This is a genomic window from Adlercreutzia equolifaciens DSM 19450, assembly GCF_000478885.1.
In the GTDB taxonomy this organism is placed as follows: Bacteria; Actinomycetota; Coriobacteriia; order Coriobacteriales; family Eggerthellaceae; genus Adlercreutzia; species Adlercreutzia equolifaciens.
Genome location: NC_022567.1, coordinates 1,919,730 through 1,937,122, shown reverse-complemented (window position 1 = coordinate 1,937,122; position 17,393 = coordinate 1,919,730). Strand labels below are relative to the sequence as shown.

14 protein-coding genes are annotated in these 17,393 nt (G+C 64.0%); 10 read left to right on the top strand and 4 right to left on the bottom strand.

Features of this window, described 5'->3' with window-relative positions:
• Nucleotides 1-10: 10 nt before the first annotated feature.
• Genes fusA through rplW form a run of 5 tightly spaced genes read left to right on the top strand, consistent with a single transcriptional unit; the run spans nucleotide 11 to nucleotide 4,056 of the window.
• Complete coding sequence (gene fusA, locus AEQU_RS07660; protein ID WP_022740351.1) at nucleotides 11-2,128, top strand: elongation factor G; 2,118 nt, start codon at nucleotides 11-13, stop codon at nucleotides 2,126-2,128.
• 38 nt (nucleotides 2,129-2,166) lie between these two features.
• Nucleotides 2,167-2,475 (top strand): 30S ribosomal protein S10, encoded by a 309-nt coding sequence (gene rpsJ / locus AEQU_RS07655; RefSeq protein WP_016309237.1) that lies wholly within the window; start codon nucleotides 2,167-2,169, stop codon nucleotides 2,473-2,475.
• Between the two features lie 12 nt (nucleotides 2,476-2,487).
• Nucleotides 2,488-3,108 carry a 50S ribosomal protein L3 gene (gene rplC, locus AEQU_RS07650; RefSeq protein WP_022740350.1) on the top strand — a complete coding sequence of 207 codons (621 nt, stop codon included), beginning with the start codon at nucleotides 2,488-2,490 and terminating at the stop codon, nucleotides 3,106-3,108.
• A gap of 34 nt (nucleotides 3,109-3,142) precedes the next feature.
• Nucleotides 3,143-3,769: a 50S ribosomal protein L4 gene (gene rplD, locus AEQU_RS07645; RefSeq protein WP_022740349.1), complete on the top strand. Its 627-nt coding sequence runs from the start codon at nucleotides 3,143-3,145 to the stop codon at nucleotides 3,767-3,769.
• Nucleotides 3,769-4,056: a 50S ribosomal protein L23 gene (gene rplW / locus AEQU_RS07640; protein WP_022740348.1), complete on the top strand. Its 288-nt coding sequence runs from the start codon at nucleotides 3,769-3,771 to the stop codon at nucleotides 4,054-4,056. The genes rplD and rplW overlap by 1 nt, the downstream gene beginning before the upstream one ends.
• 418 nt (nucleotides 4,057-4,474) lie before the next feature.
• Here the strand turns inward: rplW and AEQU_RS07635 are convergent, their stop codons facing one another.
• Both AEQU_RS07635 and AEQU_RS07630 read right to left on the bottom strand, forming a co-directional pair.
• Nucleotides 4,475-4,969, bottom strand: a complete 495-nt coding sequence (locus AEQU_RS07635; RefSeq protein WP_022740347.1) for a molybdopterin-binding protein — start codon at nucleotides 4,967-4,969, stop codon at nucleotides 4,475-4,477.
• A 19-nt stretch (nucleotides 4,970-4,988) separates the two neighbouring features.
• Nucleotides 4,989-6,578 (bottom strand): molybdopterin-dependent oxidoreductase, encoded by a 1,590-nt coding sequence (locus tag AEQU_RS07630; RefSeq protein ID WP_022740346.1) that lies wholly within the window; start codon nucleotides 6,576-6,578, stop codon nucleotides 4,989-4,991.
• A gap of 317 nt (nucleotides 6,579-6,895) precedes the next feature.
• Here AEQU_RS07630 and AEQU_RS07625 point away from each other — a divergent pair, with 317 nt between their 5' ends.
• The gene (locus tag AEQU_RS07625) at nucleotides 6,896-8,512 is read left to right on the top strand and encodes a helix-turn-helix domain-containing protein (RefSeq protein ID WP_144079478.1); all 1,617 of its coding nucleotides are present in this window, start codon (nucleotides 6,896-6,898) and stop codon (nucleotides 8,510-8,512) included.
• A 14-nt stretch (nucleotides 8,513-8,526) separates the two neighbouring features.
• Nucleotides 8,527-9,168, top strand: a complete 642-nt coding sequence (locus tag AEQU_RS12925; RefSeq protein WP_022740344.1) for a molybdopterin-dependent oxidoreductase — start codon at nucleotides 8,527-8,529, stop codon at nucleotides 9,166-9,168.
• A gap of 176 nt (nucleotides 9,169-9,344) precedes the next feature.
• On the opposite strand, the gene AEQU_RS07615 is transcribed toward AEQU_RS12925, so the two are convergent.
• Nucleotides 9,345-9,851, bottom strand: coding sequence for a molybdopterin-binding protein (locus AEQU_RS07615; protein WP_041714619.1), 507 nt, complete (start codon nucleotides 9,849-9,851; stop codon nucleotides 9,345-9,347).
• Nucleotides 9,852-9,861: 10 nt separating this feature from the next.
• Nucleotides 9,862-11,457 carry a molybdopterin-dependent oxidoreductase gene (locus AEQU_RS07610; protein WP_022740342.1) on the bottom strand — a complete coding sequence of 532 codons (1,596 nt, stop codon included), beginning with the start codon at nucleotides 11,455-11,457 and terminating at the stop codon, nucleotides 9,862-9,864.
• A 280-nt stretch (nucleotides 11,458-11,737) separates the two neighbouring features.
• Between AEQU_RS07610 and AEQU_RS07605 the strand changes: the two genes are divergently transcribed.
• The 3 genes from AEQU_RS07605 (at nucleotide 11,738) to AEQU_RS07595 (ending at nucleotide 17,348) form a co-directional block, all read left to right on the top strand.
• The gene (locus AEQU_RS07605; RefSeq protein ID WP_022740341.1) at nucleotides 11,738-13,270 is read left to right on the top strand and encodes a response regulator transcription factor; all 1,533 of its coding nucleotides are present in this window, start codon (nucleotides 11,738-11,740) and stop codon (nucleotides 13,268-13,270) included.
• 102 nt (nucleotides 13,271-13,372) lie between these two features.
• Nucleotides 13,373-14,074, top strand: coding sequence for an ABC transporter ATP-binding protein (locus AEQU_RS07600; protein WP_041714617.1), 702 nt, complete (start codon nucleotides 13,373-13,375; stop codon nucleotides 14,072-14,074).
• A gap of 1 nt (nucleotide 14,075) precedes the next feature.
• Nucleotides 14,076-17,348, top strand: coding sequence for an FtsX-like permease family protein (locus AEQU_RS07595; RefSeq protein ID WP_022740339.1), 3,273 nt, complete (start codon nucleotides 14,076-14,078; stop codon nucleotides 17,346-17,348).
• Nucleotides 17,349-17,393 lie beyond the last annotated feature (45 nt).

Below are 17,393 nucleotides of genomic sequence, written 5' to 3'. Positions count from 1 at the left end.
GTGAAGATACATGGCTAAAATCGATCTGAGGGATACGCGCAACATCGGCATCATGGCCCACATCGATGCAGGCAAGACCACCACGACCGAGCGCATCCTCTACTACACGGGCAAAACTCATAAGATCGGCGAGGTGCACGACGGCGCTGCCACCATGGACTGGATGGTTCAGGAGCAGGAGCGCGGCGTGACCATCACCGCTGCAGCCACCACCTGCTTTTGGAAGTACCCCGGCGGCAAGGCCGACGGCAAGGAGTACCGCTTCCAGATCATCGACACCCCCGGCCACGTGGACTTCACGGCCGAGGTAGAGCGCTCCCTGCGCGTGCTCGACGGCACCGTCGCCGTATTCGATGCCGTTGCCGGCGTGCAGCCGCAGTCCGAGACGGTGTGGCGCCAGGCCGAGCGTTACGGCGTGCCCCGCATCGCCTTCATCAACAAGTACGACCGCGTGGGTGCCGACTTCTTCCATGCCATCCAGACCATGCGCGACCGTCTGGATGCGAAGGCCGTGGCCGCCCAGATTCCCATGGGTGCCGAGGATAACTTCTGGGGCATCGTGGACCTCGTGACCATGACTGCCTGGGACTTCAAGGCCGACGACAAGGGCATGACCTACCCCGAGCCGATGGACGAGATCCCGGCCGAGTTCAAGGAAGATGCCGAGCTGTACCACCAGGAGCTGCTTGAGGCCGCCGCCGACTGCGACGACGAGCTGATGGAGAAGGTCCTCATGGAGGAGGAGATCTCCGTCGACGAGCTGAAGGCCGCCATCCGCAAGGGTGTTATCGCCTGCCAGATCAACCCCGTGTTCGTGGGCTCCGCCTACAAGAACAAGGGTGTGCAGGAGCTGCTGGATGCCGTGGTCGACTACATGCCCTCCCCGGTGGACATCCCGCCGATCAAGGGTACCAACCCCGACACCGGCGAGGAAGAGGAGCGTCCGGCCGATCCGAAGGCTCCGTTCGCTTCGTTGGCCTTCAAGATCATGACCGACCCCTATGTGGGCAAGCTCACCTACCTGCGTGTGTACTCCGGCCATCTGGACGCCGGCAGCTACGTGCTGAACGCCACGAAGGGCAAGAAAGAGCGCATCGGCCGTCTGCTGCAGATGCACTCCAACCAGCGCGTCGACATCGACGCCGTGTCCGCTGGCGACATCGTTGCTGTTGTGGGTCTGAAAGACACCTCCACCGGTGACTCCCTGTGCGCCGAGGACGCTCCCATCATACTGGAGTCCATGGAGTTCGCCGATCCGGTTATCGACATCGCCGTGGAGCCCAAGACCAAGGCCGAGCAGGACAAGATGGCCATCGCCCTGCAGAAGCTCGCCGAGGAGGACCCGACCTTCCGCGTGTCCACCAACCATGAGACTGGTCAGACCATCATCGCCGGCATGGGCGAGCTGCACCTCGAGATCATCGTCGATCGCCTGCTGCGTGAGTTCAAGGTCGAGGCGAACGTGGGCAAGCCGCAGGTAGCCTATCGCGAGCGTCCGGGCCACGAGGTCATGAACGCCGAGGGCAAGTTCGTTCGCCAGTCCGGCGGCCGCGGCCAGTACGGACACGCGGTCATCAACATGTACCCGCAGGAGGCTGGCAAGGGCTACGAGTTCGTCAACAAGATCGTCGGCGGCGTGGTGCCCAAGGAGTACATCCCCTCCATCGACAAGGGCATCCAGGAGGCGCTGAACTCCGGCGTTCTGGCCGGCTACCCGGTCGAGGACGTGAAGGTCGAGCTGATCGACGGTTCCTACCACGACGTGGACTCCTCCGAGGCCGCCTTCAAGGTGGCCGGTTCCATGGCCATCAAGGACGCCCTGCGCAAATCCAACCCGGTCATCCTGGAGCCCGTCATGGCTGTCGAGGTTGAGACGCCCGAGGAGTACACCGGCTTCGTCATGGGTGACATTCCCAGCCGTCGTGGTCTTATTCAGGGCCAGGAGCAGCGTGGAAACGCCGTCGTCATCGAGGCGAAGGTTCCGCTGGGCAACATGTTCGGCTACGCGACCGACCTGCGTTCCGGTACGCAGGGCCGCGCCGTGTACACCATGCAGATGGACTCCTACGAGCCCGTGCCCAAGTCCGTGCAGGACGAGATCATCAGCAAGGCCGGCGGCAACGCCTAAGGCGTCCTCAGAGAAACTTCTATTTGGAGGTAATGTAAGTGGCAAGTCAGAAGATTCGCATCCGCCTCAAGGGATACGATCATGAGATCGTGGATCAGTCCACGCGCCTCATCGTCGATACCGCCCAGAAGACGGGTGCCAAGGTTTCCGGTCCTATTCCGCTGCCGACGGAGCGCAACCTGTACTGCGTCATCCGTGGGCCCCATGTGAACAAGGACTCCCGCGAGCAGTTCGAGATGCGCACCCACAAGCGCCTGATCGACATCCTCGAGCCGACCCCCAACACGGTTGACTCCCTGATGCGTCTCGATCTCCCCGCTGGCGTTGACATCGAGATCAAGCTGTAAGGAGGTTTGGGCATGATTAACGCTATCTATGGCAAGAAGATCGGCATGACCCAGATCTTCGACGACCAGGACCGCATCGTCCCGGTCACCGTTATCCAGGCCGAGCCGAACACCGTGTGCCAGGTGAAGACCGTGGATACCGACGGCTACGAGGCCGTGCAGATGGGCTTCGGCTACATCAAGCCCCGTCGCGTGAACAAGCCCATGCAGGGCCACTTCGACGCCCAGGGCGCCGAGCCGAAGCGCTACCTGCGCGAGGTTCGCGTCGAGAACGCCGGCGAGTACAAGGTGGGCGACGAGCAGACCGTCGCGGCCTTCGCCGACGTGAAGAAGGTCGACGTGACCGGCACGTCCAAGGGCAAGGGCTTCGCCGGCGTCATGAAGCGCTACGGCTTTGCCGGCGGCCCGGGCGGCCACGGCGCGCACTTCCATCGCGCCCCCGGTTCCGTGGGCCAGTGCGCCACGCCGTCCCGCGTGTTCAAGGGCCTGCGCCTGCCTGGCCACATGGGCTGCGACACCGTCACCGTGAAGAACCTCGAGGTTGTTCGCATCGACGAGGAGCAGAACCTCATCCTGGTCAAGGGTGCGGTGCCCGGCGGCAAGAACGGCATCGTCCGCGTCCGCATGGCTTAATTGGAACGATCGGTAACAAGGAGTTACAGCAACTATGGCAACTATTGAGATTAAGGACGTGAAGGGCGCTGCCGCCGGCACGGTCGAGCTTTCCGACGCCGTGTTCGCCATCGAGCCGAACGTGCCTGTGATGCATCGCACCGTGAAGGCGCAGCAGGCATCCTGGCGCCAGGGCACCGCCAACACGCGCACCCGCGGCATGGTTCGCGGCGGCGGCAAGAAGCCGTGGCGTCAGAAGGGCACCGGCCGTGCCCGTCAGGGTACCATCCGCGCTCCCCAGTGGGTCGGCGGCGGTACCGTGTTCGGCCCCCACACCCGCAGCTACGACCAGAAGGTCAACAAGAAGGAGATCAAGCTGGCCATGCGCTCGGCTCTCTCCGGCAAGCTGGCCGACGGCGAGCTCTACATCGTGAAGGACATGGACTTCGAGAAGCCCTGCACCAAGGACGCCGTGGCGCTCATCAAGGCGCTCGGCCTTGAGGGTAAGCGCATCTGCGTGGTCATCGGCAACGAGGACATCGAGGCCTTCCTCTCCTTCCGCAACATCCCCGAGGTGAACATTCTGCCGGTGGGCGACATCAACACCTACGAGCTGGTCGACAACAAGGCCCTCGTTATCGCCGAGCCGTGCCTGGCCCGCATTGAGGAGGTGCTTGCATAATGGAGAAGGATCCCCGCGACGTCATCATCCGCCCCGTCATCACGGAGCACAGCTACGACGCTATGGAGAACAACGTCTACACCTTCGAGGTGGCCAAGGACGCCAACAAGGTTGAGATTCGCCAGGCTATCGAGGCTATCTTCAACGTGAAGGTGGTCAAGGTGAACACCCTGAACGTGAAGTCGAAGCCGAAGCGCGTTCGCTACCAGGAGGGTCGCACCCGCACCTGGAAGAAGGCCATGGTCACCCTGGCCGAGGGCGAGACCATCGAGATCTTCGCTTCCTAGCTTCAAGCGCTCATCGCGCCAAGGGCCGAAAGCCCGAGAAACCAAGGCCGGCTCCCGCAAAGGGGCCGGCCTTTTTGCTGCGAGCCGTAGCCCGAGGCGGGTTTTTGCCCTGTCGCTCGGTCGTCTCCGACATTTTTCCGTCTCTGGCTACGGGCGTATTGAGGACTAGGCTTTCTTGCGAAGCTGTGACCAGGCATTTTCTTGATAAGCTTAAAGTTATGCCTAGGTAACACAATAGCCAGAGGCGGGAAAATGTCGATCTGCGTTGAAGCGGAAGGCAAAAAGCGGCTTCGTGCTACGGGTTTGCATCCTTTGCCTATGGAAAAGGCCCGGAAGCGAGGGCTTCCGGGCCGAGGGGGAGGCGGGTGGCGCTGGGCGCGTCGAGCCCTTCAAGTTTCGGGCGACAGCGCGCTCTTTCTTAGGCGCAGGCCATCTGAACGAGGGTTTCCAGAGAGACGCCCTCGACCTCGGCGTTGGCGATGGCGCCGCCGCCGGCAACGTTGGTAGCGCAGGAGCAGGCCATCACGTAGGAGGTCGCTTCCTCCTCGCCGGCCAGCTCGTCCACGGTGGCCGTGAACGAGGCGTTGGGGCCCGCCACGGTGACGGCCGCGGCCTTGACGGCCTCGCAGCCGTAAGTGGGCAGCGACGCGCACAGCGTGGCGGCCGCCTTGCAGAAAACGCCGCTTATCTCGGCGTTGGAGGACAAGGCGTCCTGCGTGTAGCTAAAGGTTCCCTCCACGGCGCGCGCAGGGGCCTCGGTGTCTGCGGCATCTGCGGCAGCCAGGGTGGTCGCAGATGCCGGAGCGGCTGCCGCGGGCTCGATGGTAGCGGCCTGGGCCACGCCGGCGCCTCCGGAGATGAGGGCCACCGCGCTCATCACGCCGCCGATGGTCTTAACAGTCTGAGATTTCATGGAATGTCACCGTCCCTTTCTATTCCTCGACGTTCACGAACAGCGTGACGGGCTTCTTCATCTGGACGCCGTTCGCGTCAGTGGCCTGCAGCTTCACCTGGTACTTGCCCGCCTTGCTCGGCGTCCAATCCAGGGAATAGGTGACCCATTGGAACGGATCGAAGTCGGTGACCTGATCGGCGATCTTCACGTCTTGCCAGGTCTTGCCCATGTCGAAGCTGAAGTTGACGCTGGCCAGGTCTCCCACGACGCGGTTCCAGCTGTACACGGCACCGGTCAGGGTCACCGGCTCGCCCACCTTGGCGGTGACACCGTCTTCCTGGAACCACATGCCGTTGATGGGATAGCTTGGGGAGGGCTCGTCGGACTCGGCCATCATCGGCCCCTGGAAGAACGCCTCGTCCTGGGTGAAGTCGATCGACTTGATGTGCTTCACCTGGCGGGCGCCGGGATTGCCCAAAGACACGAGGGTCATGGGTGCGCCGTCGTCCTGGCTTAAGTCCTCGCCGTAGTACTTCAGGGCGATATAGGCGTTCTCGGTGTAGGTGCTCGCCTCCAGGTTCATGGGCGGGAAGGCCTGCCAGCCGTCGTAGCCCGTGGCGTTCACGGCGTTCACGCCATCGACCAGGCCGCCGCACTGCTCGATGAGGTAGGCCACCGACACGCCGGACATGGGGATGTTGGACACGAGCGAGCCGCCACGGCCGTTGGTGGCGCAGGCGAGCGCCATGGTGAATTCGGTCTGGGGCATGGCCTCAAGCTCGGCCTTCGTGAACGAGCGGGGGTTCTTCACGCCGGTGAGGCTTACGGTGTTCTCCTCGCTGCACACGGCGTCGAAGCTGAAGGGCTCGCCGTTCTTCTCGGAGACCTCGGGGCCCCAGTTGTTCACGATGAACACGTCGTCGTGGTCGGTGATGGACTGATCCAGCGTGACATCGATGGACGGCGCCGCATCCTGGGTCATACCATTGATGAAGCCGCCGAAGAAGCCGCGGGAGTCGACCCAGGCCTGCTCAGCTTCGTTGCCGTCGATGTTCGGGTAGCCGCCCAGCGCCGGCTCATCGTAGAAGTCGTCCCACAGCACCAGCTGGTAGTCGCCCTGGTTGCCGGCGGAGTTCATGGCATGGCAGCTCCAGCAGTTGCCGTTGGCCTCCTGGAAGACCTTGCTGCCGTAATGGGCCGCGTGAATGAGGTCGCCCAGGTACGGGCCGGTGAGCGCTGTGTGGCCGCGGTGGCACGGCTCGCAGTCCTGATAGGTGAGCGCCTTGTCGTAGCCCACGTGGGTCAGGATGTGGTTGTAGCCGTCCTTCATGTTCATGACGTCCCACAAATCCTCGTGGCACGCGTTGCATCCGCGGTTGCCGGCGTTCAGCATGTCCGTGGTGCTGAAGGTGTCGTTGAAGTTGCCGGAGGTCCTGTCGGTGAAGTCGGGGTACATCGACGACGCAGCGGTCTCCTCCGTCGTCTCCCCGTCGCCGCCCGTGGCCGCCATGGTCGTGGTGGCCTGGGGTGCGCACCCCCACAGCGCGAGCGCCAGCGCCGCCACGGCCGCCATCACGGCTATGGCCACAAGCAGGCGGGACGTGCCCTTGCTCTCTTGTGCTTTCATCCTCTTCTCCTTCCTTTCCGTTGAAGATGTAGCCACTCGTCGGACGGGGCGCACCCAGGGAGGTGTGATGGGCCCCGTCCGGCAAGCATCACTTTAGAGAGGCGAGCCTTTCGGGAAATCAGCAACGTTTGTTGAGCTTGCCGAGCCATCTCAACAACTCTTGTTGATTTCAAAGGAAGGCCTAGTGATATGATTGAGTTGGCTGATTAGCGCATTACGGACCGCAGAGTGCGTATTGTCAGCGGCCGACGGCGATCCTCGCGTCGCGTGCGGCCGCGGCGGGACGCGAGGGCGAGCAAGGGGAGGGAGAGATGCGCATGGAAGAGGAGACGGCACGGAAAAATCGTTCCGGGCAGAGGCCGGGGGAGGCGCCGGCTGGCTACTGGTGGGCCGTAGGGGCGCTTGTAGCCCTGGCATCCGCGGCGATGCTTCTGCATGAGGCCGCCAGCTGGGTGCTGGATATGGCGCCGCTGTGGGGCGCGCCGGTCAACGTGAGGGCCTTCTCCTGCGACGCCCATTCGCTCGGCCTCGTCTTCGGCTACGCCTTCACCCAGATCAGCAGCCGGCGTTTCTCCCGCCTCGTGGGCGACGGCGCATTCTGGGTCGTTTTCTTCGTCGCGGTCTTCGTCGACGTGCTCGCGTTCTACTGGTGTTTGGCAGAGCCGCGCGGCCTTTTCGCCGTGGTGGCGGTGCAGTTCTTCGGGGCGGCGGCCGGCGCCTGGTTCTTCGTGGCCCTAAGCCAAGTGGCCTGGGCGGTGGGCACAAGGCTGTTCATGACCACCATCGTGACGGTAATCGGCTGCACGACATTAGTGGTGCAGGGACTCTTCAGCATGCTGGAGGCCACGGTCGCCCCGGTGGTCTTCGAGCTGTTGCACCTGGCCCTCGTGCCGGCGGCGGCTTTCTGTCTGGCGCGGGCCATGGTTCCCGGTTCGTGCTTCCGCGAAGGCTACGCTGCCGTCGTCTTCGCTCCCATCCGCACCGCACCCGATGGCGGGAAGACGGCAGGGGCGGAAGGGGACGGAGGTTCGGGCGCGGCGGCCAGCGTCGACGATGCCGCCGGCGCGCGCGAATCCACCGGGCCCAACCGCGCGGTGCCGCTGTGCGCGCGACTCTTCATTATCGTCGGCGTCTACGGCATGGTGTTCGGCTTCCTCCACGTCATCCCCTTGGCGCTGCCTTTGGGGGTGGTGGCGCGGGTGGCGTCGTTCCTCGTCGGCGCCGTGGTGGCGCTCGCCCTGTTCGCCGTCACGCTGCGCCACGGCCGCGGCGTGGACGTCTCGCTCATTTGGAACCGCTTTTATCGTTTCGTGTTCCCCGTCGTCTGCGTGGCGGCGCTCCTCGGTCCGCTTACCAACAGCAGCGAGTTTTTGCCGGCCCTCATCATGCAGGCCTGCGCCCTCTACTACTTCGACGCGTTGCTTGCCATGGCCTGCTCGGTGATCAGCCGGATCATTAACGCCGCGCCCTCCCAGGTGTTCGGACGCGCCTTCCTCATTCGGTCGGTCGGCTTTCTGCTTGGCAACCTCATCGGCAGCACGGTGTACGAGCACGTGGTGCTGGATACCGCGGCCTTCTCCGTCATCGGCACGGCGGTGTTCGTCCTGCTTGTGCTCGTCACCTTCAACATGAACTCGGAGAAGTACGCCAAGACGGTTTGGGGCCTTCTGCCCCACGAGGATCCGCGTGGCCGCTACGAGCGCACCCGCGACGAGCGCTGCTCGGCCCTGGCGGCCCAGTTCGGCCTGACCGAGCGCGAAGCCGAGGTGCTGCGCCTGCTCGCTCGCAACAAGCGTCCGCGGGAGATCAGCGACGTGCTGGTGGTGTCGGTGGCCACGGTGCGCTCGCACGTTCATGCCATTTACACGAAGACGGGCGTGCATTCGGCTGCCGAGCTGGCCAAGCTTGTAGAATGTCTCCAGGACAAAAGCTAGAGAAGGGGTGTGATGTGGAAGAGGAACGAGTGGAAGGCGTGACAGCCCCGATGGCTGCCGAAGGCGCTGAGGAGGCCGCGGTCGTTAGCGACCCGGAGAAGTGCAACACCGTCACGTTCGTGGGGGCCGACGGGATGGAGCAGAGCTTCCCTCTGGACTTTTTGCTGGAGCGCGGCGCCATCGTGGCCAACCGCGTGAACGGCGAGGACATCATGAGCGTCATGGGTGCGACCAACCAGCTGTGGGTGCCGGGGCTGCCGGCCAAGTACTTCGTGCGCGACATCCGCGAGATCCGCTTCACCAACGAGGAAGTGCCGCCGGTCATCGGCCCGTTCGTCGACGACGGCCACGACTACACCAACCGCCCCAACGTGGCGGCGAAGGCGGAGTACGTGGGGCGCGTTGGCGAACCCATGGAGTTTTCCGGCTGGGCCCACGACTTCGACAAGCGCATCATCGCCGTGGAGTTCTCGCTCGATAACGGCGAGCATTGGACGCGCTACGATTTGGGCGACACCACGGCCGACCGCTGGGTGTCCTGGACCTTCGCCTGGACGCCCGAGGCCTCTGGCGCCTACCAGATGAAGGTGCGCTCGGTGAACGAGGACGGCGACGCGTCCCCTATCGCCGCCGTGCACACCTTCGAGGTGTTGTAAGACGCGAGCTGCGTTGATCTATGCTAACGAGGGGTATCTCTCGATGACGCGACTCGATCTTTCTGCAGGGCCGCAATAGGGCCGTAATATCCGCGCAGCGCGCAAACGGGCCCCGGAAGGGGGAGGCTTCCGGGGCCCGTAGGGGAGGGGTAAGGAAAGGTTTGGTGCGAGGCGCTCTAGACGCAGGCCATCTGCACAAGGGTCTCCAGCGAGACGCCCTCGACCTCGGCGTTGGCGATGGCGCCGCCGCCGGCGACGTTGGTGGCGCAGGAGCAGGCCATCACGTAGGAGGCCGCCCCCTCCTCGCCGGCCAGCTCGTCCGCGGTGGCCGTGAACGAGGCGCCGGGGCCCGCCACGGTGATGGCCGCGGCCTTGGCGGTCTCGCAGCCGTAGGTGGGCAGCGACGCGCACAGCGTGGCCGCCGCCTTGCAGAACACTCCGCTGATCTCGGCGTTGGCGGTCACGGCGTCCTGATCGTAGCTGAAGGAGCCCTCCACGGTGCGTGCGCCGGGGGCCTCGGGGGCCGCGGAGTCCGAGGCAGCCGTGACGACCGGCATGGCCGGCGCGGGCGCGGCCGAATCTACCGTGGCGGCCTGGGCCACGCCGGCGCCCCCGGAGATGAGGGCCACGGCGCTCATCACGCCGCCGAGTGTCTTAATCGTTTGGGATTTCATGAACGTCACCGTCCCTTTCTTACTCGGAAACATGGACGAACAGAGGCACGGAGAAGGGCATCTCGTTGCCAAGGTCGTCTGTGGCTGCCATCTTGACCAAGTAGGTACCGGCCTTTGCGGGCGTCCAGTCCATGGAGAAGTTGACCCATTGGTAGGGATCGAAATCGGGCACTTCCTTGTCCACGTCGTACTCGACCCAGGAGGTTCCCATGTCGAAGCTGAACTTGATCGTATCCAGGTTGCCCCACATGCGGTTCCAGCTGTACATGGCACCCGTGAGATTCACCGGCTCGCCAACTTTGGCCTCGACGCCGTGCTCCTGGAACCACATGCCGTTGATGGCGTAGTTGGGGGTGGGCTCGTCCGATGCGCCCATGAGTGCGGCCGTGAACGGCTCGTCATCGTGCATGAAGTCGATTTGCTCGACGTGCTTGACCTGCCATGCGCCGATATTGCCAAGGGAGATGAGTACCATGGGGGCGCCGTCGTCTTTGGAGAGCTCCTCGCCGTAGTACTTGAGGGCGATGTAAGCATCTTTGGAATAGGTGCTGGCCTCTACGGGCATTGCGAAGGACTTCCAGCCGTCGGAGGCGGTGGCCACAACGGCGTTGCTGTCGTCGAGAAGGCCGCCGCACTGTTCGATGAGGTATTCCATGGAAACACCCGACATGGGGATGTTCGACACGAGCGAGCCGCCGCGTCCGTTGGTGCCGCAGGCCAAGGCCATGGAGAACTCGGTCTGGGGCATGGCGAGCAGCTCTTCTTTCGTCCACGTCTTCGGATTCTTCACGCCGGTGATCGTCAAGGTATTGTCCTCGCTGCACACTTCGTTGAAGTCGAAGGGCTCGCCGTTCTTCTCGGTCACTTCCTCGCCCCAGTTGTTCACGATGAAGACATCCTCATGATCGGTGACGTCTTGGGCGAAGCTGACGGATATGGTGGGGTTCTGCTCGGTGTCCATGCGATTGTTGAATCCTATGGCATCGCTGGAATCCTTGCCGCGAACGCTCAGCCAGTAGCGGGTGGTCTCGTCGTTGGCGATGTTGGGGTAGCCGCCCAGCGCCGGGCTGTCGTAGAAGTCGTCCCAGAGCATGAACTGGTAGTCGCCTTGGGAGCCGGCGGAATCCATGGCGTGGCAGCTCCAGCAGTTGCCGTTGGCCTCGACAAACTGCTCGCTGCCGTAATGGGCGGCATGCAGCAAGTCGCCGAGGTAGGGCCCGGTGAGCGTCGTGTGACCGCGATGGCAGGGCTCGCAGTCCTGGTAGGTGAGCGCCTTGTCGTAGCCCACGTGGGTCAGGATGTGGTTGTAGCCCTCCTTCGTGTTCATGATGTCCCACAGATCCTCGTGGCACGAGTTGCATCCGCGGTTGCCGGCGTTCAGAAGCTCGGTAGTCTGATAGGTGTCGTTGAAGAGCCCCGAGCTCTTCTCGGTAAAGTCGGGGTACAATCCGACTACTGCCTCCTCGCTCGCCGCTGCTTCTTCGGCGCCTCCTGTGCTGCTGAGCTCGGCATGGGGCGCGCAGCCCCAAAGGGCCAGGGCGAGGCCGATGACGGCCGCCATGACGCCGAGGGCTGCGAGCAGGTGCCTGCGTCGCTGGTTTGCTGTCGTGTCCATCCTCTTCTCCTTCCTTGTTAGGAACCAACTCTGTCCGCCTTCGCCTGGCTGCTTGGTGGCGCAGCTGCGGGAGGCGGTGCTTAAAAGTCTAGGGAGAGGGCACCCTCGCCGTGATCGCCAAAGAATGCGGAGATGGCAAAATCTCCTCCTCAATTTTTGAGGATATCGAGAAAAGCCTGATGAGAGCCTATGCCTGAGCCGTATTTTCGCTGGGGTTGTGTGGTAGTCTCCTCTTGTGCGATAGGGCTCGAATGCGCTGGTGACGAGGAGGACGAGGGTTGTGGAAGCTTTGTTGGGAAAGGCGGAAGAGCGCAAGAGCGGGAAATCGTCAGCGTCGCGCCCCAAGGGCTATTGGGCCGCCTTCGGCGCTTGTGTCCTGCTCGTCTCGTCGGCCCAGCTGCTGCACGAGTCGGCGAGCTGGTCTCTGGACTACGGCACGGTGCTCGGGACGTTCATCAATCTGCGCGCCCAGTCGTGCAACGCCCACGCCGTCGGACTCATCTTGGGCTACGCTTTGGCTCAGATGCGCCCCGACCGACTGAGGGCTATCGCTCTGAACGACCGCTTCTGGGTGTTTTTCTTCGCGCTGCAGACGGCCAATGTCATGGCGTTCTATTGGTCGGTGGGGACCTCCAATGTGATGACTATGATAATTGTGCAGGTGGCGGGGGCTGCTTCGGGTGCCTTCTTCTTCGCGCTGAGCTGTCAGGCGACTGCCGGAGTGGGCGCGCGAGTGTTCCTTGCGACCGTCGTAGCGCTTGTGGCTCTTACCACGCTCACGGTCCAAGGACTGTTCAGCATCTTGGAGGCCGGTGCCCCGGCTTTGGTTTCCGAAATACTCCATATGGCGCTTGTTGCCGGATCTGCCGCCTGTTTTGTTCGGGCTATGGGGGCGGGTGCCTGCTTGCGAGTGCAATTCGAACGCGAGCCCTATGCTCCGATGGGAGCGCCGCGACGCAGGGGGGAATCGCAGGGTCGTCATCGTGGAGCGCCCTCTTTCGCCCTGTTCCTCATCATAGGCGCCTACGGGGCAGTGTTCGGATTCCTCCACGTGGTACCTCTAGCTCTGTCCCTAGATGTCTCGAGCCGTGTCACGGCGTTCCTCTTCGGTGCGGTAGCGGCCCTCGGGCTGTTCTCGGCGACGCTTCGGCAAAGTGACGGCACTGATGTGGTGCGTCTCTGGAACCGTTTCTATCAATACGTTTTCCCCATCGTCACGGTGGCGGCTCTCCTCGGTCCTCTTACCATGGACACGGAGTTTCTTCCGCTTCTCATTTTGCAGGCGTGCGCCCTGTACTATTTCGATGTTCTGCTCGCCGTTGCGAGCTATACCATTGCTCGTGTCATCAAAGCCTCTCCGACGCAAGTGTTCGCCCGCGCGTTTCTCGTCAAGTCAGCGGGATTCTTTCTGGGGTGCTTAGTGGGATTCGGTGTGCATGAGAGCGTCGTTCTCGACGAGACCGCTTTCAGCGTCATCGGTGCTGCCATCTTCGTGATACTGTCCCTGGTCACTTTCCACACCAATTCGGAGAAGTTTGCCAAAACGGTTTGGGGCCTTCTTCCTCACGAGGACGCCCATGGAAAGTTGGCGAGCCGGCGGGCGGAGTGCTGCCGCCGTCTGGCCCGATCTTCTGGCTTGACCGACCGTGAGGCGGAGATACTCGAGTACCTAGTCGCAGGAAAGAGGCCGAAGGAAATCAGTGAAATGTTGGTGGTGTCCATCACCACGGTGCGGTCTCATGTGCGAGCTATTTACGCGAAGACCGGGGTTCACTCCCATGGCGAGTTGATGCACCTTCTGGACGAAAAGTAGGTGTGGAGGGTATTTGCGGGGGTGCCCTCTTGGTTCCTTATCGTGTATCTTAAGGATCGAGAGAAAAGCGCCCGGGCGGGGCGCCGGGTGTTGGGAGGAACCATGGCCTTCGTGGAATTCGCCGACGTGAGCAAGATCTACCAGATGGGCGAGGTGGAAGTGGCCGCCGTGCGCGACATGAGCTTCACTATTGAGCAGGGCGAATTCGTGGTCATCGTGGGGCCCTCCGGCGCCGGCAAGACGACGCTTCTGAACATGCTCGGCGGCATGGACTCGGCCACCTCCGGCACCATCATGCTGGATGGCGCGCGTGTGAGCTCGTTCAACCGCAAGCAGCTCACCCAGTACCGCCGCCACGACATCGGCTTCGTCTTCCAGTTCTACAACTTGGTGCAGAATCTGACGGCCCGCGAGAACGTGGAGCTGGCGAGCCAGATCTGCCGCGATCCGCTGGATGCCGATGAGGTGCTGGCAGCGGTGGGGCTGGCCGACCGGGTACGCAACTTCCCCGGGCAGCTGTCCGGCGGCGAGCAGCAGCGCGTGGCCATCGCCCGCGCCCTGGCGAAGAACCCCAAGCTCCTTTTGTGCGACGAACCCACCGGCGCTTTGGACTACGAGACGGGCAAGGCCATCCTGAAACTTTTGCAGGACACCTGCCGCGATACGGGGCGCACGGTCGTCGTCGTCACCCACAACAGCGCGTTCACCGCCATCGCCGATAGGGTCATCCACGTGCGCGAGGGCTCCGTGGCCGCGGTGGAACTGAACGAGACGCCCCTGTCCGCCGACGTGCTGGAGTGGTAGCGTGAAGGCGTTCAACAAAGATATTGTCCGCTCCATCCGCCACTCGCTCGGGCGCTTTGTCGCCATTGCCGCCATCGTGGCGCTGGGCTGCGGCTTCTACGCCGGGCTGCGCATGACGGCGCCGGATATGAAGCTGGCGGCCGACGCCTACTACGACGGCACCGATCTCATGGACATCCGCGTCGTCTCTACCTTGGGGCTCACGGATGAGGACATCGAGGCCCTGCGCGATGTGCCCGGCGTCTCGGGCGTGGAGGCGGCCTATTCGGCCGACGTGCTGGCCACTTTGAACGACGAGCAGTACGTGATGCGCGTGCACTCGCTGTCGCCCTCGGCGGCGACGGCGGTGAAGACGGACGCGGGCGCCATCTCCTCCGATGACGCGAATTATCTCAACCGGCTCGATCTGGTGGAAGGCCGTTGGCCCACCTCGGCCAACGAGTGCGTCATCTTCAACGACCGCGTTATGAGCGGTCCCTCCTCGCTGGGGGACACGGTGACGGTTGATCCGTCGGTGGGCAATGTGCGGGACACGCTGGCGGAAACCGAGTTCACCGTGGTGGGGCGCGTGCACTCGCCGCTCTACGTCAGCTCGACGTCCATGGGCACCTCCACCATCGGCTCGGGCACCATCGAGCAGTTCATGTACGTGCTGCCGGAGGCCTTCGATGCGGACATGCCCTACGTGGAGGCCTACGTCTCCGTGGAAGGGGCGGCAGAGCTTCCCGCCGACAGCGACGCCTACGAAGATCGCGTGGCCGGCGTTGTGGCCGCCATCGAGGGCATCGCGCCGGCCCGGGAGCAGGCCCGGGTGGATGGCCTGAAGGCCGAGGCCCAGGCCGACCTGGACGAGGCGCGAGCGGAATACGAAGAAGAGGAGGCCCGCGCGAAGACCGAGCTCGCCGATGCCCGCGCCGAGCTGGATGCGGCCAAGGAAGAGCTGGACGAGGGCCAGCGCAAGCTGGACGCGGCCGCCTCCACCCTTGCCGCGAGCGAGAAGAAGATCAAGGACGGCGAGAAGGAGTACACCCAGGGCACGGAATCGCTTTCCAAGCGCAAGGCCGACGCCGAGGCGCAGTTCGCCGAGGCCGAGCAGCAGATCGCCGCCAACGAGGCGAACCTCGCCGAGGCCAATGCGGCATTGCCGACGCTGCAGGACGCCCTGGCCCAGGCCGAGGCCGCCTTGCAGGTGCCGAACCTCCCCGCCGAGCAGCGCGCGGAGCTTGAGGCGACCCGCGCCGACCTGGAGCAGAAGATCGCCGACATCGCCGCTGCGGCGACGGCCTTGGAGGAGGCGAAGGCGCAGCTCGCGCAAGAGCGCGCCTCCGCCGACGCGCAGATCGCCGCGGCTCAGACCCAGCTCGATCAGGCCAAGACGAGCGTCGAGGAAGGCAAGAAGCAGCTGGAAGAGGGCAAGGCGGAATACGAACAGGCCAAAGCCGACCTGGAGGCGGGCCGGGCCGAGTACGAGCAGGGCGTGGCCGACTACGACGCCGCCGCGGCCGAGGCCAACGAGGAGTTGGACAAAGCGGAGCAGGAGCTCGCCGACGCTCAGAAGGAGATCGACGACATCGAGCCGCCGGATTGGCTCGTCATGGACCGCACGAAGAACTTCGGCGTGGTGAGCTTCGCCTCCGATGCCGATCGCATCGACGCCATCGCGTCGTTCTTCCCCTTCATCTTCTTCCTCGTGGCGGCGCTTGTGGCTCTTACCACCATGACCCGCATGGTGGAGGAGGAGCGCATGCTCATCGGCACCTTCAAGGCGCTCGGCTACTCGCGGGCGCGCATCACCTCGAAGTACCTCATCTATGCCGCCCTGGCCGCAGGGCTCGGCAGCGTTCTCGGCATCGCGGTGCTCTCCCAGGTGCTGCCCTGGGTCATCATGGAGGCCTACTCCATCGTCTACTACGTGCCCCGCGCCGCCATGCCCATCGACTGGCCCATCGCGCTCGCCGCGGCCGGACTCGGCATCGGCATCACGCTCTTGGCCACTTGGGCTGCCGCCGCGGCCACCCTGCGCGAGACCCCGGCCGCCCTCATGCAGCCGCCGGCGCCCAAGGCCGGCAAGCGCATTCTGCTGGAGCGCGTCGGGCCCCTGTGGCGCCGTCTCTCGTTCTCGTGGAAGGTGACGTTCCGCAACATCTTCCGCTACAAGCGCCGTCTCGTCATGACGTGCGTGGGCATCGCCGGCTGCACGGCGCTTCTGCTGACGGGCCTGGGGCTGCAGAATTCCATCAACGACATCATCGATGTGCAGTACGGCGAGCTGGTGGACTACAACGTCGTCATCTCCGAGAAGGACGACGCGGCCGATGACGATCGCGCCGCCGCCGATGCCCTTCTGGCCGACACGGATTCGTTGCCAGTGGCCGTGCGTGCCACCGAGACCTCCATGATCGCCCAGGGCACAGACGGCACCGAGGCCATGACCACCATCGTGGCGCCGTCGGACCCGGCGGCGTTTAAGGAGCTGTGGCACTTCCGCACCCGCGAGGGCCACGAGGAGGTGGCCCTCGCCGACGCCGGCGCCGTCGTCACCGAGAAGCTGGCGACCAAACTGGGCCTTGGCGTGGGCGATGCCATCGTGTTCGCCGAGCAGGACGATCTGGGCAACGCCACGGCGACGACCTACTCCGTGCCCGTGGCGGGCATCATCGAGAACTACATCGGCGACTACGCCTTCATGACGCCGGAAACCTACGAGCGCACCTTCGGGGAGGAGGCGGACAACCTCACGGTGTACGCCCGGGCCACTGCCGACGAGGGGGAGCGCCAAGCCCTCTCCGAGGCCCTGCGCGCCACCGGCGCGGTGGATACCGTGGCCTTCAACGACGAGGTCATCGACTCCTACAAGCAGATGCTGCGCTCGGTGAACATGGTCGTGGTGGTGCTCGTGGTGGCCGCGGCGGCACTGGCGTTCATCGTGCTGTACAACCTGACGAACATCAACATCACCGAGCGGGCCCGCGAGATCGCCACCTTGAAGGTGCTCGGCTTCACGCCCCGCGAGGTGAACGCCTACATCTTCCGCGAGATCGTGCTTCTGGCCATCTTGGGAGCGCTCGTGGGCCTGGCCCTCGGCATCGTGCTAGAGGGCTTCGTCGTGGTGACGGCCGAGGTGGACCAGGTCATGTTCGGGCGTACCATTCACTGGGACAGCTTCGTCATCGCCTTCGTTCTCACCATGGTGTTCACCGCCGTCGTCATGCTCGTCATGCGCCCCAAGCTCGCCCGCATCGACATGGTGGAGAGCCTGAAGTCCAACGAGTGACGGCCGCACCGGCGTCGGCCCTTCTGGAATTGTGGGCTTCGCGGC